The sequence below is a fragment of the Xenophilus sp. genome (assembly GCF_044462705.1).
GTDB classification, from domain to species: Bacteria; Pseudomonadota; Gammaproteobacteria; order Burkholderiales; family Burkholderiaceae_C; genus Xenophilus; species Xenophilus azovorans.
The window spans coordinates 82,937-96,202 of sequence record NZ_JBIQNC010000001.1; the positions used below are offsets into that span (position 1 = coordinate 82,937).

The 13,266-nt window shown below is 63.2% G+C and carries 30 protein-coding genes; 24 read left to right on the plus strand and 6 right to left on the minus strand.

The annotated features are described in order from the left end of the window. Nucleotides 1-26: 26 nt before the first annotated feature. The 3 genes from ACIY1X_RS00465 to ACIY1X_RS00475 all read right to left on the minus strand — a co-directional run bounded on the left by ACIY1X_RS00465 (nt 27) and on the right by ACIY1X_RS00475 (nt 989). Nucleotides 27-380, minus strand: a complete 354-nt coding sequence (locus ACIY1X_RS00465) for a hypothetical protein (RefSeq protein ID WP_399677182.1) — start codon at nt 378-380, stop codon at nt 27-29. A 201-nt stretch (nt 381-581) separates the two neighbouring features. Beyond that, complete coding sequence (locus ACIY1X_RS00470) at nt 582-767, minus strand: hypothetical protein (protein ID WP_399677183.1); 186 nt, start codon at nt 765-767, stop codon at nt 582-584. Further along, a complete protein-coding gene (locus ACIY1X_RS00475; RefSeq protein WP_399677184.1) occupies nt 768-989 on the minus strand; it encodes a hypothetical protein in 222 nt (73 codons plus the stop codon). It lies immediately after the preceding gene. 268 nt (nt 990-1,257) lie between these two features. On the opposite strand from ACIY1X_RS00475, the gene ACIY1X_RS00480 reads away from it, so the two are divergent. Further along, a complete protein-coding gene (locus ACIY1X_RS00480; RefSeq protein ID WP_399677185.1) occupies nt 1,258-1,488 on the plus strand; it encodes a hypothetical protein in 231 nt (76 codons plus the stop codon). A 164-nt stretch (nt 1,489-1,652) separates the two neighbouring features. Here ACIY1X_RS00480 and ACIY1X_RS00485 read toward each other — a convergent pair whose 3' ends face one another. After that, nucleotides 1,653-1,865, minus strand: coding sequence for a Cro/CI family transcriptional regulator (locus ACIY1X_RS00485; RefSeq protein ID WP_399677187.1), 213 nt, complete (start codon nt 1,863-1,865; stop codon nt 1,653-1,655). 73 nt (nt 1,866-1,938) lie between these two features. On the opposite strand from ACIY1X_RS00485, the gene ACIY1X_RS00490 reads away from it, so the two are divergent. From ACIY1X_RS00490 to ACIY1X_RS00500, 3 genes are all read left to right on the plus strand, one after another. Beyond that, nucleotides 1,939-2,586: a S24 family peptidase gene (locus ACIY1X_RS00490; RefSeq protein ID WP_399677188.1), complete on the plus strand. Its 648-nt coding sequence runs from the start codon at nt 1,939-1,941 to the stop codon at nt 2,584-2,586. A gap of 10 nt (nt 2,587-2,596) precedes the next feature. Further along, on the plus strand, nt 2,597-3,136 hold the full coding sequence (locus ACIY1X_RS00495) for a hypothetical protein (protein ID WP_399677190.1): 540 nt from the start codon (nt 2,597-2,599) through the stop codon (nt 3,134-3,136). 127 nt (nt 3,137-3,263) lie between these two features. Then, complete coding sequence (locus ACIY1X_RS00500; RefSeq protein WP_399677192.1) at nt 3,264-3,689, plus strand: type II toxin-antitoxin system PemK/MazF family toxin; 426 nt, start codon at nt 3,264-3,266, stop codon at nt 3,687-3,689. A 172-nt stretch (nt 3,690-3,861) separates the two neighbouring features. Here the strand turns inward: ACIY1X_RS00500 and ACIY1X_RS00505 are convergent, their stop codons facing one another. After that, on the minus strand, nt 3,862-4,080 hold the full coding sequence (locus tag ACIY1X_RS00505) for a hypothetical protein (protein ID WP_399677193.1): 219 nt from the start codon (nt 4,078-4,080) through the stop codon (nt 3,862-3,864). A gap of 17 nt (nt 4,081-4,097) precedes the next feature. After that, nucleotides 4,098-4,340, minus strand: coding sequence for a hypothetical protein (locus ACIY1X_RS00510; RefSeq protein ID WP_399677194.1), 243 nt, complete (start codon nt 4,338-4,340; stop codon nt 4,098-4,100). A 119-nt stretch (nt 4,341-4,459) separates the two neighbouring features. Between ACIY1X_RS00510 and ACIY1X_RS00515 the strand changes: the two genes are divergently transcribed. The 20 genes from ACIY1X_RS00515 (at nt 4,460) to ACIY1X_RS00610 (ending at nt 13,152) form a co-directional block, all read left to right on the plus strand. Further along, complete coding sequence (locus ACIY1X_RS00515) at nt 4,460-4,627, plus strand: hypothetical protein (RefSeq protein ID WP_399677196.1); 168 nt, start codon at nt 4,460-4,462, stop codon at nt 4,625-4,627. A 109-nt stretch (nt 4,628-4,736) separates the two neighbouring features. Further along, entirely contained in the window at nt 4,737-5,183 is a 447-nt protein-coding gene (locus ACIY1X_RS00520) for a hypothetical protein (RefSeq protein ID WP_399677198.1), read from the plus strand. 5 nt (nt 5,184-5,188) lie between these two features. Further along, on the plus strand, nt 5,189-5,479 hold the full coding sequence (locus tag ACIY1X_RS00525) for a hypothetical protein (RefSeq protein ID WP_399677199.1): 291 nt from the start codon (nt 5,189-5,191) through the stop codon (nt 5,477-5,479). Next, nucleotides 5,476-5,841, plus strand: coding sequence for a hypothetical protein (locus ACIY1X_RS00530; protein ID WP_399677200.1), 366 nt, complete (start codon nt 5,476-5,478; stop codon nt 5,839-5,841). The genes ACIY1X_RS00525 and ACIY1X_RS00530 overlap by 4 nt, the downstream gene beginning before the upstream one ends. Before the next feature lie 3 nt (nt 5,842-5,844). Continuing rightward, a complete protein-coding gene (locus tag ACIY1X_RS00535) occupies nt 5,845-5,985 on the plus strand; it encodes a hypothetical protein (protein WP_399677202.1) in 141 nt (46 codons plus the stop codon). Nucleotides 5,986-6,067: 82 nt separating this feature from the next. Beyond that, nucleotides 6,068-6,310, plus strand: coding sequence for a hypothetical protein (locus ACIY1X_RS00540; RefSeq protein ID WP_399677204.1), 243 nt, complete (start codon nt 6,068-6,070; stop codon nt 6,308-6,310). Then, nucleotides 6,307-6,522, plus strand: coding sequence for a hypothetical protein (locus ACIY1X_RS00545; RefSeq protein ID WP_399677205.1), 216 nt, complete (start codon nt 6,307-6,309; stop codon nt 6,520-6,522). The genes ACIY1X_RS00540 and ACIY1X_RS00545 overlap by 4 nt, the downstream gene beginning before the upstream one ends. Nucleotides 6,523-6,592: 70 nt before the next feature. Then, nucleotides 6,593-7,357, plus strand: a complete 765-nt coding sequence (locus ACIY1X_RS00550) for an ERF family protein (protein WP_399677207.1) — start codon at nt 6,593-6,595, stop codon at nt 7,355-7,357. Continuing rightward, nucleotides 7,354-8,004, plus strand: a complete 651-nt coding sequence (locus ACIY1X_RS00555) for a lambda exonuclease family protein (protein ID WP_399677209.1) — start codon at nt 7,354-7,356, stop codon at nt 8,002-8,004. Before ACIY1X_RS00550 ends, ACIY1X_RS00555 begins: the two co-directional genes overlap by 4 nt. A gap of 2 nt (nt 8,005-8,006) precedes the next feature. Further along, entirely contained in the window at nt 8,007-8,444 is a 438-nt protein-coding gene (locus ACIY1X_RS00560; protein WP_399677210.1) for a single-stranded DNA-binding protein, read from the plus strand. A gap of 2 nt (nt 8,445-8,446) precedes the next feature. Continuing rightward, nucleotides 8,447-8,749 (plus strand): hypothetical protein, encoded by a 303-nt coding sequence (locus ACIY1X_RS00565; protein ID WP_399677212.1) that lies wholly within the window; start codon nt 8,447-8,449, stop codon nt 8,747-8,749. Further along, nucleotides 8,746-9,552, plus strand: coding sequence for a hypothetical protein (locus ACIY1X_RS00570; protein WP_399677214.1), 807 nt, complete (start codon nt 8,746-8,748; stop codon nt 9,550-9,552). The genes ACIY1X_RS00565 and ACIY1X_RS00570 overlap by 4 nt, the downstream gene beginning before the upstream one ends. Next, nucleotides 9,549-9,731 carry a hypothetical protein gene (locus tag ACIY1X_RS00575; RefSeq protein ID WP_399677215.1) on the plus strand — a complete coding sequence of 61 codons (183 nt, stop codon included), beginning with the start codon at nt 9,549-9,551 and terminating at the stop codon, nt 9,729-9,731. Before ACIY1X_RS00570 ends, ACIY1X_RS00575 begins: the two co-directional genes overlap by 4 nt. A 132-nt stretch (nt 9,732-9,863) precedes the next feature. Then, nucleotides 9,864-10,082, plus strand: a complete 219-nt coding sequence (locus tag ACIY1X_RS00580; protein ID WP_399677217.1) for a hypothetical protein — start codon at nt 9,864-9,866, stop codon at nt 10,080-10,082. Then, nucleotides 10,079-10,465 carry a hypothetical protein gene (locus ACIY1X_RS00585; RefSeq protein ID WP_399677218.1) on the plus strand — a complete coding sequence of 129 codons (387 nt, stop codon included), beginning with the start codon at nt 10,079-10,081 and terminating at the stop codon, nt 10,463-10,465. The genes ACIY1X_RS00580 and ACIY1X_RS00585 overlap by 4 nt, the downstream gene beginning before the upstream one ends. After that, nucleotides 10,455-10,751 (plus strand): hypothetical protein, encoded by a 297-nt coding sequence (locus tag ACIY1X_RS00590; protein ID WP_399677219.1) that lies wholly within the window; start codon nt 10,455-10,457, stop codon nt 10,749-10,751. The genes ACIY1X_RS00585 and ACIY1X_RS00590 overlap by 11 nt, the downstream gene beginning before the upstream one ends. After that, nucleotides 10,748-11,266, plus strand: coding sequence for a hypothetical protein (locus ACIY1X_RS00595; RefSeq protein ID WP_399677220.1), 519 nt, complete (start codon nt 10,748-10,750; stop codon nt 11,264-11,266). Before ACIY1X_RS00590 ends, ACIY1X_RS00595 begins: the two co-directional genes overlap by 4 nt. After that, nucleotides 11,256-11,597, plus strand: coding sequence for a hypothetical protein (locus ACIY1X_RS00600; RefSeq protein WP_399677221.1), 342 nt, complete (start codon nt 11,256-11,258; stop codon nt 11,595-11,597). Before ACIY1X_RS00595 ends, ACIY1X_RS00600 begins: the two co-directional genes overlap by 11 nt. A gap of 1 nt (nt 11,598) precedes the next feature. Further along, a complete protein-coding gene (locus ACIY1X_RS00605; protein WP_399677223.1) occupies nt 11,599-12,036 on the plus strand; it encodes a hypothetical protein in 438 nt (145 codons plus the stop codon). Between the two features lie 174 nt (nt 12,037-12,210). Further along, nucleotides 12,211-13,152: a tyrosine-type recombinase/integrase gene (locus tag ACIY1X_RS00610; protein WP_399677224.1), complete on the plus strand. Its 942-nt coding sequence runs from the start codon at nt 12,211-12,213 to the stop codon at nt 13,150-13,152. The last annotated feature ends 114 nt before the right edge of the window (nt 13,153-13,266 follow it).

A 13,266-nucleotide genomic window follows, 5' to 3' on the forward strand; every position in this document is an offset into this window, starting at 1 on the left:
GAACCATGCGAGGTAGGTGAACTTGTTCACGCGGCTGCCTTCGTCGCGGTGATTTCTTCCAGCACGGTCAGTTGGGCATGCCGGGCAAGCCACTGGCTCACCAGCGTGTTGCCCACGAAGTCCTCGAATGCGGGGATGTGATGTGCCGGCAAGCTCCGGCGCTTCGGCTTGTCGTCCATCGCCAACCAGTCACTGACGTGCTGGGCGTGAAATTCGCAATGCCTCGCCAGGTCCACCGCTTTCGCGCCCTTGGCGCGCCGCAGCGTCCACGCAAGCCGAACAACATCGCGGTAGGTCTCTGCCTTCCGCACCCACTGCTCTGGGCAGACGCTAGGAGCGTCGATTCGCCCAAGGAGCTTGAACTCCAACTGATCCATCAAGGGGCCTCTCGATAGAAAGAAATCAACGTCTAACCAGTTGGCTAACCAGTCGCGGGTAGCCAAAACTAAATGCCCATGACGACGCGAAAAATCACGAGCTTTCAGATGCGCCCGACCAGCCAGGCCGAAGCCTTGGCAGGCCCGCCGTTGGCGACGGACCTGACTGGTGGACACATCTGGAAGACCGCGCATGAAGCCGCCCTACTCGTTCTCTCCGAACTGCTCACGCATGCCCGCGAACGCCTCGTAAGCGAAGCCGTACAGGGCACCAGCGAAGGTCACAGCCAGGCCAGCCATGAACACGTCCTCACCAATCCAGGCGAGGCTGCCGAAGACACCAGCACCGAAGGCGCAGATGAAGCCAGCGAGGGAATCGGCGGGGTCCATTCAGGCTCCTTGGATGACGGCATCGAGCACGTCGCGCGGCATGGCGGACGTGATCCAGAAGCCGGCAGCGTTGACGCTCATGCCCTTGGCCAGCATTTCGGCTTCGGTCAGGCAGCGACGGTCCTTGCCGTGCTCGCCAGTGCGGTGCTTCTCGAAAGCGAAGGTGCTGTTGAAGAACTGCTTGCAGCCCTGGCACTGGTTGCGGTCGCCGGTCAGTCGCACGTCTCATCCCTCCACCACAGAGAAAGATGTGTTGACCCGATCCCTCTGGAAAGGGCACTTGGGGCAGGAGTAGTTACCACAGACGTACCGGGGACGGTTCCATGTCCCGGTGTTGCGGATGGGGCTGCCGCAGTCGTCGCAGTGCTGGAGGTTGGGATTGGTGCGGGGCTCGGTGACGAGGCCGGTGCTGGGGGTCAGGAGGTGGGGTGCCCGATCCTCCCGATTTACGATGGCGTTTCTCAGGCAACCATCAACGGAAGGAGCGGACATGACCAGATTGACGGCCGGAATGAACGTGCAAGTCGAGGACATCGCCCATTGGCGAGTGACCTGCAACGAGGTGGTTTCGGGGGCGGAGACAGTGAGCTTCACAGTGGTCATCCGCCGAAAAGAGAACGCCACAGTGGGCGACGTACAGGTCTTTGCGATGCGCCGAGCGATGGAGCTTCTGGAAGCGACGATTCAGTCGGCCAGTCCTCCCGGAACACATCCAGCTTGACGGGCACGGGCGAGTTCAGCGGGAAGCACCACACGTCCTGTCGCGACTCCCGATTCGTGAATCGGCGGCACATCGCCAGCCTCTCGCTGGTGGTAGAGCGCATCCACTCACGGCGCACGGTGGTCGTGGTGGTTTCCCAGCGGATGGGAGAGACGTACTCCATCTCACACCTCCCTCTCGGCCACCTCTGCGGGGGTGGGGGTGGCGAGTTCGGGCGAAGCTGGGTTGAACCAATCCGGCTTCAGCACACGCAACTGCCACACGCGCGCCTCCGGCACCTCATCTCCCCACTGGGAGACTGCACTGGGGGTGATCCCCAGCATGTCGGCGAGCGCGGCTGCGGTCTTCGCCTTGTCGATGGCATCGGCGGTCTTCATGGCGCTTAACTATAGAGCACTAAACTGTCACGAGTCAAGCGGCCTAAAGCATTTAGGTGGCTTAATTCCACTGATGGCTTTAAAGGACAGAATCAAGGAAGCGATGGACGGAGCGGCGCTGTCCGCCGCCGATCTCGCGCGCAAAACAGGCCGAACCGCCGGCGCGGTCTCTCAGTGGCTGGACGGAACCACCAAGAACCTCAAGGGGGATACAGCGGCGGCCATTGAGGCAGCGACCGGATACCGCGCGTCCTGGCTGACGACCGGAAAGCTTCCCAAGAAGAGCGGGGATGCCGTGGAATTTGCCGGCAACATACCCGTGGGCTTGGTGCCGGTGGTGGGCACCGCCAAACTGGGCGAGGATGGCTACTACGACGAAATCAGTTCGATTCCAGGGGCCGGCGACGGCCACATTGAGATTGCCATCGACGACCCTAACGCCTACGGGCTTCGTGTGCGCGGGCAAAGCATGTTTCCCGCAATTCGAGATGGCTGGTACGTCTTAGTCAAGCCGAATGCAGCGCCGCAAGTCGGTGAGTACGTCCTTCTCAAGCTTCGAGATGGCAGGAAGATGGTCAAAGAACTGCTGATTCAACGCCCTGGCTCAATCGAGGTGATGTCGGTCAACGGGGGCGAGCGACTGACGTTCGAGACAGCCGAATTGGACGGAATACAAGCTGTCGGGGCTGTTGTGTCGCCAAGCCAGTGGAGACCTGAATAGGAGAGAGGGAATGACAGACGCATGGACGCGCTGCGGCGCACTGGTTGTCGTGGCCGTACTAGCTGGGTGCGCCGCCCGGCCGGCGCCCACGCCACCAGCGGCAATGACCGATGCTGCGTGGGGCGCGCAGATCAAGACCAAAGCGGACCCCTACACCAAAGTCACCACCATTCAAGGCGGCGACATCAAGGCAGGACAGAGTGCCATCCACTTGCGCGCAGCCAAGTCATCGGAGCGGCCCGACACGCCGGCAAAGATCGTTGTCTATGCATCGCTCTTCTATTTCGGGAAGACCTGGGCCTACTTCGACCGAGCCAACACCGTTGATGGGCGCGCCTGGCCGGTTCAGTCGGTGCGCCGCGACGTGTTCCGATGCATGTCGCACAACTGCTCGTATGGTGAATTGGTGCTCGTCGACATCGATGCCGCATACCTGCGGTCGAAGCAGACGGAGGGCATCAGCCTGAAGATTTGGGGCGCTGGCGGGGAGCAAGTCTTCGCCGTTCCAGGCCCATACATCACGGCTTTTCTTGCTGAGATTGGCAGCTAGTCCCACCCCCATCCCCCGCCGAAGTCCTGTTTAGGTGTGAGTAGGGGCGGCCCTGAGCGGGAGGCTTGATGCGAACAATAGTCTTGTCGCGTCAGAATTCGGGCATCATGTGGCTTAAAACACCCCCATGGCGATCCAGTTTTATCCCCAGCCCGGTACGATCCTAATCTGCGATTTCAACGGCTTCATTGAACCGGAAATCATCAAGCGCAGGCCAGTCATCGTCATCGGCCCACGCCTGCGCAATCGGGGCAACCTGGTGAACGTGGTCCCGTGCAGTACGACAAGGCCCTATGACGTATGCGCCTACAACCACAAGTTGGTATTTGACCCGGTGATGCCTGCGCCGTACAACGCGAAAGAAATGTGGGTCAAAGCGGACATGGTGTACACGGTCGCGTTTCAGCGCCTGTTCGTTCCGCAACTCGGCAAAGACCCGAGGACCGGCGCCAGGCAGTACGACTTGAGGGTGTTGGAAAAGCCCGACTTGGACGCCATTCTCGCCTGCGTGCTCCATGGGATTGGGCTGGGCCATTTGACCGATCACCTCTGACTCCATACACTTTGCGCACCCGCTCTGCCACAAAGCATCGGGCTTAAGTCCCCCGAAAGGGGGCCTCCGCACAGCGAAGATTGCAATTCCGTGCGGCGACTATCAGGGCCCTACTTCGGTAGGGCCCTTGCTTTTTGGCCCCTAGCTGCCCCCACCGGGGGGGGCGGCTTTTTCATTCCCCCATGATCCGCCGCAGTCCCTCGCGGTAGAGCAGGCCGCCGATGTCGATCAGCGCCGCGCGGTCCACGTCATCGAGCTTGACGAGTGCGACGTCCATCCAGGCCGCGAGATCAGCGATTGCGTCGTCCAGGCCCCTGGTACTGCCCTGCTCGTCCAGTGCCTCGGCCCGGTTCTGGAAGCGCCTGATGGTGAGGTGGAGCGGATCGGTCATGCCGCCACTGTACGCCCTCAATCCACGTCCAGGTCGTACTCCAGCTGCGTCTGCTTGATGACCCGGGCTACGTCTAGGCGGTAGTCCTCCCGCTGGGCGCCGGTCGGCACGTACCAGTTCGGCTCGCCTGGGCCGGCGTCCACCCAGCGCACCCCTCCCGTGTGCACGTCCGTGACCTGGCCGGCCATGCCAGGTAGCGCCTCGATGCGCTCGATCAGGAGGGCTTGCAGGCGGCGGGGCGAGAGGGAGGGCTTGGGCATAGACAACCTGTATACCTGCATGTCCATTTAGTTCACTCAACCTTTTGGTTCAGTGCGCTTGACTAATCTGTTTAGTTTGCTAAAGTCCACCCATCGCCCACCCCAAGGAGAGATGGCAGATGGACAAGCAGCAAACCCCGGCCCCCATGAGCATCGACGATGCCATGACGGCGTTGACCTGTGGACGTACCCCGCGCGAACGCCTTGCGGCAGCTGAGGCCCTTGCCGCCGCCGCCCAGCGCGAAGCCGACCGCATCCGCGCAGCCATCGCTCGGGAGGCCCTGTGATGGACAAGCACCTCACCGCGCTGGACCGCGAGATCGCGCTGCTCAAGCGCGCCCAGAAGGACCACACGTTCGGGTGGCCTGTGATCTCCCACCCCCAGGAGGCGCGGCCGTGAGCGCGGCGAACTGGGACCACAAGGACGTGTGGCACCGCAGAGGCACGGACTTCCTCATCGAGGTCAAGCGCCACTCCGAGCCGCAGACGCAGGCTGATCGCGACATGGGCGTGTACTGCGAAGGCCCGCACCGCTGGTGCGTCTACGCCTACATCTACCCGAAGCACCCGCACTTCGCGGCCTTCGAGGGTCCTCACATGTGGCAGGACGCGGCAACGCAACTGCACTTCCACGGTGGCCCGTCGCTGCTGGAGTATCCGATGTACGACGGCAAGGTGACGTGCGTCAAGGTCGGCGCCGACTACCACCATCTGCACGATGAGCGGTTCACGCGGTACGCCTCGCAGGAGGATGCATACGCCGTGTTCGCCGACGCCGATGAGTTGTGGGCGCAACTGCAGACCCGGGCCGACGCGGCCAAGGCTCAAGGGGCCTCCCAATGAGCGAGATGAGCGACATCTACCAAGCGCTCATGGACGGGAAGCGCGCAGCCGAGTCCCTTGCCTCATGGGTTCAGAGAGTCGAGGCGCGGGACGCCGTACGGGGCATGGAGCGATCCATCCGGCAAGGCATCCAGGCCTACGAACGCCTGTCTGCCCAACTGCGCGACGGCCGCAAGCACGTCGAAATGCCCGACGACTTCCAGCCCACGGGGTGCATGTGCTCCTGGCCGAACGTGAGCCCGCCGTGCAGTTGGTGCACCGATCCGGCCAACTACGAAGAGGAGGCCTCCCAATGAGCGCGGTCCTCACGCCCACAGTCGAGCCGGCCGAGCGCGAGATCACCAACGTGATCACGCAGTGCTCGCCGCTGGAGAAGGTCGTGCCGTTCGTGCAGACCTGCATCCTCAAGATCGACCAGCCGGAGATTCCTAACTGCACGATGTTCCGCCCGACCTACAGCGAGGTCTGGCACGTGACGGTGCTCGATGCGATCAAAGAGGCCATCCAGTACGACACGCAGACGCAGGCCGTCCTGACCGCCCTGCTCTTCAATGACGCGCCGATGGTCAAGGCGCTCAAGCTCGCCGCGGCGAAGTACTGGATCGGGCAGCACGCCGACGATCTGGACGAGATGCGCAGCGGGAAGTGGGAGGACTGAGCCATGAACACCAAGTACCTGACCATGGTGCGCAAGCACTTCAGCAGCGACTTCGTGTCGCGCGAGGTCAACCGCAACTATGCCCGCAAGTGGGTGCGCATGGTGCGCCTGCTGGGCGCGAACTGGAAGGGGCTGCCGGCATGAAGCGCCTCGAATCGATCTGCTTCTACGCGGTCATGGCGCTGGGCTTTGTTGCTGCGCTGTGCTTCAACGGGCTGGGGGCGTGATGGACGCGCACCTCAACGACGGCGGCCCGGCGTACCCGGTCAGCACGCGGAGCCCGCAAGAAGGCCATCAGGACAGCGGGTCCACGTGGCAGTACCCGGGCATGTCCCTGCGCGACCACTTCGCGGGGCTCGCAATGCAGGCCCTCATCAACGCGACGGGCGAACCCCTTGACCGCATGGCCGAGGTGCCGGAGTACGCCTATGCCATCGCGGACGAGATGCTGAAAGCGAGGCGCGCATGACCTACGACACCGACCGCGCCGGCCTGGTGAGTACCGCTCAGCTCGCCCTGGAGCAGTCCAAGCACGAGGGGCATGCGAGGCGCCAGGCGGAACTGTACGTGCCGTGGTCCAAGCTGCTGCTGACCGTGGCCGTGATCCTGGCGCTGACGTTCGCCCTCGTCGTCGCTGTCGCGGGGCTGCCGCCTGTGGATTTCAACCCATGGGTGCGCTGATGCCTGCCCTACTCCTTCCCCTTCCCGTGCTGCTGGTCTGCCTGGTGGTGCATTTGATTGCGAGGAACCTGTGAACACCCAAACCGAAGAAATGACGCTGCTGGACGTGGCAGAGCCGATCCAGCATCCGGCGCCCGCTATGCAGCAGACTGGCGCACTGGCAGCGAATTCGCCTGCCGCCATGATGATGTCCGCTCTGTCCCAAGGCGTCAGCCCGGAGCAGATCGGGCAGATGATGGATCTGCAGGATCGATGGGAGCAGCGGGAAGCGCAAAAGGCGTACAACGCTGCGTTCGCGGCCTTCAAAGCCGAGGCGGTCCGGATCGTCAAGGGCAAGAAGGTCGAGGACGGGCCGCTCAAGGGCAAGAGTTATGCCGAGCTTCATGGCGTGGTCGATGCCGTCACGCCGGCTTTGTCCCGTCACGGCCTCAGCGCTTCGTGGAAGCTGACCCGCGACGACAAGGACTGGATTGAAGTGACGTGCACGCTCAAGCACGTCGGCGGCCATTCCGAGTCGGTGAGCATGGGAGGCCCTCCGGACGCTGGTGGCGCGAAGAACGCGATCCAGGCTCGTGCCAGCGCCATCTCCTACCTTTCGCGGTACACGCTCAAAGCCATCTGTGGCGTGGCCGAGGGCGGCGATGATACGGACGGAAATACGCCTGCCCCTGATGAACTGATGCAACCCGCCAGGGATGCCGCGATGGGCGGCAGCGAAGCTCTGCGGGCCTACTGGAAGACCCTCTCCGAGGGCGCCCGCGCCGCACTCAAAGCGGAACTGCCGGCGCTCAAAGAAGCCGCCAAGGCTGCCGATGCGGAAGGAGCCAAGGCATGACCATCCTGCACCACAACTACGAGCAGGGCAGCGAGCAGTGGCTGCAAGTCCGCCGCGGCGCCATCACCGGCTCGCGCTTCAAGGACTGCCGGGACAAGCTGCGCGATGGCCGCCCGTCCAAGGCGTGCCTGGACTACGCCCGGGATCTGGCCCGTGAACGCTGCGGCGGCACCGCCCCGGCGAAGTTCCAGAACGCCGCGATGCGCACCGGCACCGAACAGGAGCCGCTGGCCCGCGCCGCCTACGAGGCCCGCACCGGCAATCTGGTCGAGGAAGTCGGCTTCTTCACGACCGAGGACATGCGTTTCGGCCTCAGCCCGGACGGCTTCATCGACGAAGACGGCGTGCTGGAGATCAAGACGATGGTGTCGAGTGACACCCTGTTTACTGCCGTCGCTGAACGCGATCTGAGCGCCTACATGGACCAGTGCACGGGCTATCTCTGGCTGCTGGGCCGGCAATGGGTCGATCTCGTCCTGTGGGCTCCTGATCTGGGCCACATGGAAATCCATCGCATCACCCGCGATGAGGACGCCATCGAGAAGTTGGAGACGGACCTGATGGAGTTCGCCCGTCTCGTGGACAAGTACGAAGCCGCCCTGCGCAAGGCGCTGGGCACCCCTGAACAAGCACAACAAGCAGCCTGACCATGACCATTCTCACCGGACTCTTCACCCTTGGCCGAGATGCTGAACTGCGGACCACCAGCGACGGCCAAAAGGTCGCAACGCTCTCCCTTGGGTACAACTACGGCCGCAAGGGCCAGGACGGCAAGCAACCCACGCAATGGGTCCGCGCCGCCCTTTGGGGAAAGCTGGCCGAGGCCATTTCGCCATACCTGACGAAGGGCAAGCAGGTAGACGCAGTGCTGGAGGACGTGCACATCCGCGCGTACAGCAAGCAGGACGGCAACCAGGGCGTGAATCTCGAAGGCAAGGTGCTGAAGATCGAGATGGCGCGTGGTCAACGCCAGGAGGCGAGCGCGCCTCCCCCGCCGCCGCCGCCTCGCCAGCCGTCCGGCGGCGACGATTTCGACGAAATTCCTTTCGCCCCCCTGGCCTCTGGCCGCTCCTTCCTGGCGGTGTGACCATGAAACACCTGACCCTCATCCTCTGCGCCCTGCTGAGCCTTGGCGCCCAAGCCGAGGTGATTGCGACCTCGCCCACCAAGGAAGGCGGCGAGATTCGCCTGACCGATGAGCCGTGCGACCGCAAGCCGGGCACGCGATTCATGTACATCCGAACGCCTGGTGGCAAGCCCTATGCCGGCTGCTGGCAACTGGCGGATGGCGATGTGCTGGTGCAGTTTTACGACGGGGACGTGTACGTGTACGACGCGAACAATTTCGTCGTCCGCAAGCCTGCGCGTGCTCGCCGTGGGGAGGCGCTGTGAACGCACCCCAGCAAAGAGGCGGGCAGGCTGTGCCCGAGGGATGGCGGCTCGTGCCAGTAGAGCCGACCCCCAAGCAGATCGGCGATGGCATCCGCGCGCTCATGGATGCGCCCGATCTCGGAGGCATCGTCGAGCCGTATTTGCCGGAGGTTGTTGATGCCTACAAGGCCATGCTCACCTCCGCCCCTCCCGCCCCTCCCGCGCCCTCGGTGGGCGGTCAGGACCATATTGCTGACGCCAGCAAAATGGTTGCCGACACCACGCGACCGGATGGGGTGGCAAAGGTCGTGAAGCCAACCATCGGCAGCAACATTGCATGGCTCAAGAAGACGCCTCCTGTTGGCACTTTGCTCTACGCCTCCCCACCGCCCACCGACGCCGCCAGGGCGTCCGGGGATGAACCACTGACCGAGTTTCAAGAGGGCCAGTGGTGGATCGAGGAACTGGATGCCATGGTCAAGGATGCAGGCACCGACGATCAGAAACGCGCGGTAGCCGTAGTGCACCACCTCTTGCGGGCCTCCAGCGCAGCAGCCGCAAAGCCCGACGCCGCCAGGGTCGAGGCGGACAGGAGGGATGCGGAGCCGACCCACTGGATCGTCATGGCTCCGTGCGGCGAGGGGGTCGTTTTCGACGAGGAATCAGCCGCAAAGTGGGCGCTGATTGGGGGCGACCGTTCGATCCTTCACTCCACACTCGCGCAGGAGTTCAGGGACTGCTACGACGAAGGACTGCGGCTCATCCCGATCAGCCTCCCGCCACATGGCGCCGCCCTGGCCGCCGAGAGGAAGGAGCAGGCATGAGCATCCGCATCATCGACGAGAAGCCGGACATCTACCTCACGCAAAGCGAGCACGACCGCTTGATACGCGAATGGCGACAGGCGTGCATGTTCATGGTCAACCCGCCGACCTTCGAGGAGTACGTGCGCTCGCATCGGAAGCCTGTCGGCATCCGCCCCGCTGGAGGTGAGCAGGAATGATCCTCCGACTCACTTCTCTCAACCGTGGGGCCTCTACTACGCGGTACGTGTGTCCACAAGATATCGCTCGCGTCGTCGCCGCGGGACCGTCGGCTCAATGGCACGGCATCCGCTGCTACCTGCATTTGTTCAATGGCAACACTATCGAGGTTGCTGAAACCGCAGATGATGTTTTGCGGCTCATCACTGCGGCTGGAGGTGAGCATGTACGGTGAAGCCATCACGCGAGCGATCGTCAACTTCATCATCGTCTGCATCGTCGCGGCCTTCGCGCTCGGCGTTGCTGTCGCCTACGGCCTGCCCTGGCTCTGGTCGATCATCAAACCTCTGATTCACGGGTGGACAGCATGAGCGATATCGACCCCATCGTCGGGCACAAGACGTTCCGCAACGAGGACGGCAGTTTCCGTCACGAGCCGCTGCACGAGAGCGAGGCCAATGCCGTCATGGCTTCAATCGAGGCCGAGAGGGCGCGCCGTGCTGATTTGATGCCAACCGAGCAAGACGCCGCGCGCATGATGTGCTCTGCATTCCAGCGGCTGAAAGAACTTGGTTGGAAAGAAACCTCCTACGGCCCAACGAATGTCGAAGTGCTCCTGATCGAACCGGGCAGCAGCGGCATCCATCGCGGCATCCGTTGGAAGCCCTGGCCAGAAAAGACATGGTGGGTCGACAGCGACTGGCCGTCGGTGCCGTGCCTCTTCAAACCGATTGGAGATGACCATGCCCAGTGAACTGAAGAAGCCGGAGCCGTTCGGCTATGTCTCCGACTTCAAGCAAGCCGGGATCATGAGTTTCCAGCATGCGCCATGGGATCAGACGCACAGCCTCTGCCACAGCACCAGCGCCGTCTACACCGCCACCCAGCTTGAGCAGTACGCCGCTGATCGGGTGCTGGAGTCGCTGGAGCGGGCTGCGCAGGCGGTCCTGGCTCGCGCCCGCAATGCGAGCGGCAGCGATTTCCCCGACGAGCGAGATTTCGCCAATGCGGTTCTCGCCCTCAAGGAGCAGACGAAGTGAGCGAGAAGTACGAAGCCTTGAGAAAGGCGCTGGATGCGATGGCGCCTTGCGGGTCGTTCCACAAGAGCAAGTCCGCAGTCCAGATCGACGAGACCGAGGACTGGCCGAACATCCGCGTAGACGTGCTCGCCAATAAGCTCGTTGCGCCGGTCGTTGCACGGTACATCACCGAGGCCGAGCCCGGAACGATCCGCGCCCTCCTCGCCGACCATGACCGCCTCCAGGCCCAGGTCGAGCAGCTAAGAACCGAGGCCAAGGTGGCAAGCGACCGCATCCAGGAACTAGGGCGGTTTACGAAGGCGCAGCGAGGCGAGATCGAGGGGCTGAGGGCGGATGCGGAGCGGCTGGACTGGCTGACCGAGCAACTGGTGGACACCATCTACCTCGACGATGGCCACATCATCGACGTTGGCACCGGACGAATCGGGAGCCGAGACGTGTGCGTGTCTCCTCACGATCTCCGCGCCGCCATCGACTCGGCACGCGCCGGCAGGGAGGATGGCAATGGACGATAGGCAACTGCTGGAGGCTGCGGCGAGGGCTGCGGGAATCGAGGGCCGCTACTTCGAGAACGACAATCCGATCCATTGCGGCATCTACCGCGCCGAGCACGAGTACTACTGGAACCCGCTCATCAGCGATTCGGAAGCGTTTCGGCTGGCTGTGAAGCTGAACCTCACCGTTCGCCACTACATGGGCAACACGTGTGCCCAAACCGTCACTCCGGGCAGCCTGTCGGTCTACGTCGAAGAGACGGATGTGGACGAACCGCTCACAGCAGCCCGTCGCGCCATCGTGAAAGCCGCAGCAGCAATGGACGCCGCAAGCAGGGCGAAGGGGGTGTGAGGTGCCGATCAAGCCCGAGAACAAGGCCCGCTACCCCGCCAACTGGTCGGACATTCGAGCCGAAATTCTGCGCCGCGCGGGTGACCGCTGCGAGCAGTGCAACGTCCAGAACCACACGCGCATCGCGCGCGGCCAGGGTGAAGACGCCGATACCTACATGACTGACGATGGCTGCATCTACTGCGCGAACAGCGGTAAGCACCTCGGGTTCAGGCGATTCGCCGACTATGACGCGGGAAAGATGGTGGATATCGTCCTGACCATCGCGCACCTGCATGATCCCGACCCAGCGAACTGCGACGAAACGAACCTCGCCGCTCTATGCCAGCGGTGCCACAACAAGCTGGACGCACCCATGCGGGCCGTCAACGCTCAGGCCACACGCCGCGCCAGGAAGGCCGTCGGTGACTTGTTTGCCCGCGAGGAAACGGGGGGTTGAGGTGGAAGATCGATCACTCACCCGTCAAGAGCTGTGCGTAAAGCTGCGCATCAGCGAGTCCACGGTCCGGCGCCTTGAGCTGGACGGCCTGCCCTGCACGCCCGTGGGCAGGTCCAAACGCTACGATTTGGCCGAGTGCAAGGCTTGGCTACGCACCCATCAACCGAGAAAGCAATGTCAATCTGGACTGACAAGCAAGGCCGTCGGCATGTCGGGCTCATGGTCCAAGGTCGAAGAGTTCATCGCATCCTCCCAGAAGGTGCGACGGCGAGTGATGCCAAGCAGCTTGAGGCTGATCTCCGAAAGCAACTGACCCGCAGGCCGGGCCAGTACAGCGATCCGCTGCTTGTGGAAGTCATGCCGCTGTACATGGAGCACGCGAAGCACTCCAAGTGGACGAGCGTGGCAGAAATCGCCGCTCAACGCATCGCGCCCTGGTTGGAGGGGTTTCGCGCGTCTCAGGTCCGCGAGGTGGCCGCCAACATCATCCGGGACATGAAGTCAGCCTATGCGCCAGCGACGATCAACCGCAGTCTTGCCACGCTCAAGAAGGCGCTGACGCTGGCGTGGGAACTGGGCATGACGGAGGTCAACTACGGCGCCGCGGTGAAGGCGCTGCCGCCCAACAACAAGCGCGAGGTGTTCCTCACGCCCGCGCAGGTCCAGCACCTCGCCAGCCACTGTACGGAGTCCGTTCAAGCTGCAATCTGGATCGCCCTGTACACCGGGGCCAGGCGCGGAGAAATCCTCGCCATGCAGCCGGAGGACGTGTCCAAGCACACGCTGACGATCCACGCCCAGAACACCAAGACGAAGCGTTCCCGGGTCATTCCCATCGTCAAGCCGCTGCGCCCCTGGTTGAAGTACCTGCCCCTGCCCTACAAGAACTTCGAGGGGCTGAAGACGGGGTTCCAGCGCGGTCGGAAAGCTGCCGGCATGGAGCACGTCAACTTCCACGATCTGCGGCACTCGGCCGCGTCCCTGCTGGTGGCGTCAGGGGCCGATCTGTACACCGTGGCAAAGATCCTCGGGCACTCCAACATCCAGACGACGACGCGCTACGCCCACCTGCAGGTCAAGCAGCAGCGCGAGGCCATGAAGCGGGCCTTTGGCTGAAATTGCACTGGAATTACACAGGTCTGGCCCAGGGCGGAAGCCTGGGGAGCCTGTTCTAAGAATGGTGGGCGATGCAAGGTTCGAACTTGCGACCCCTGCAGTGTGAATGCAGTG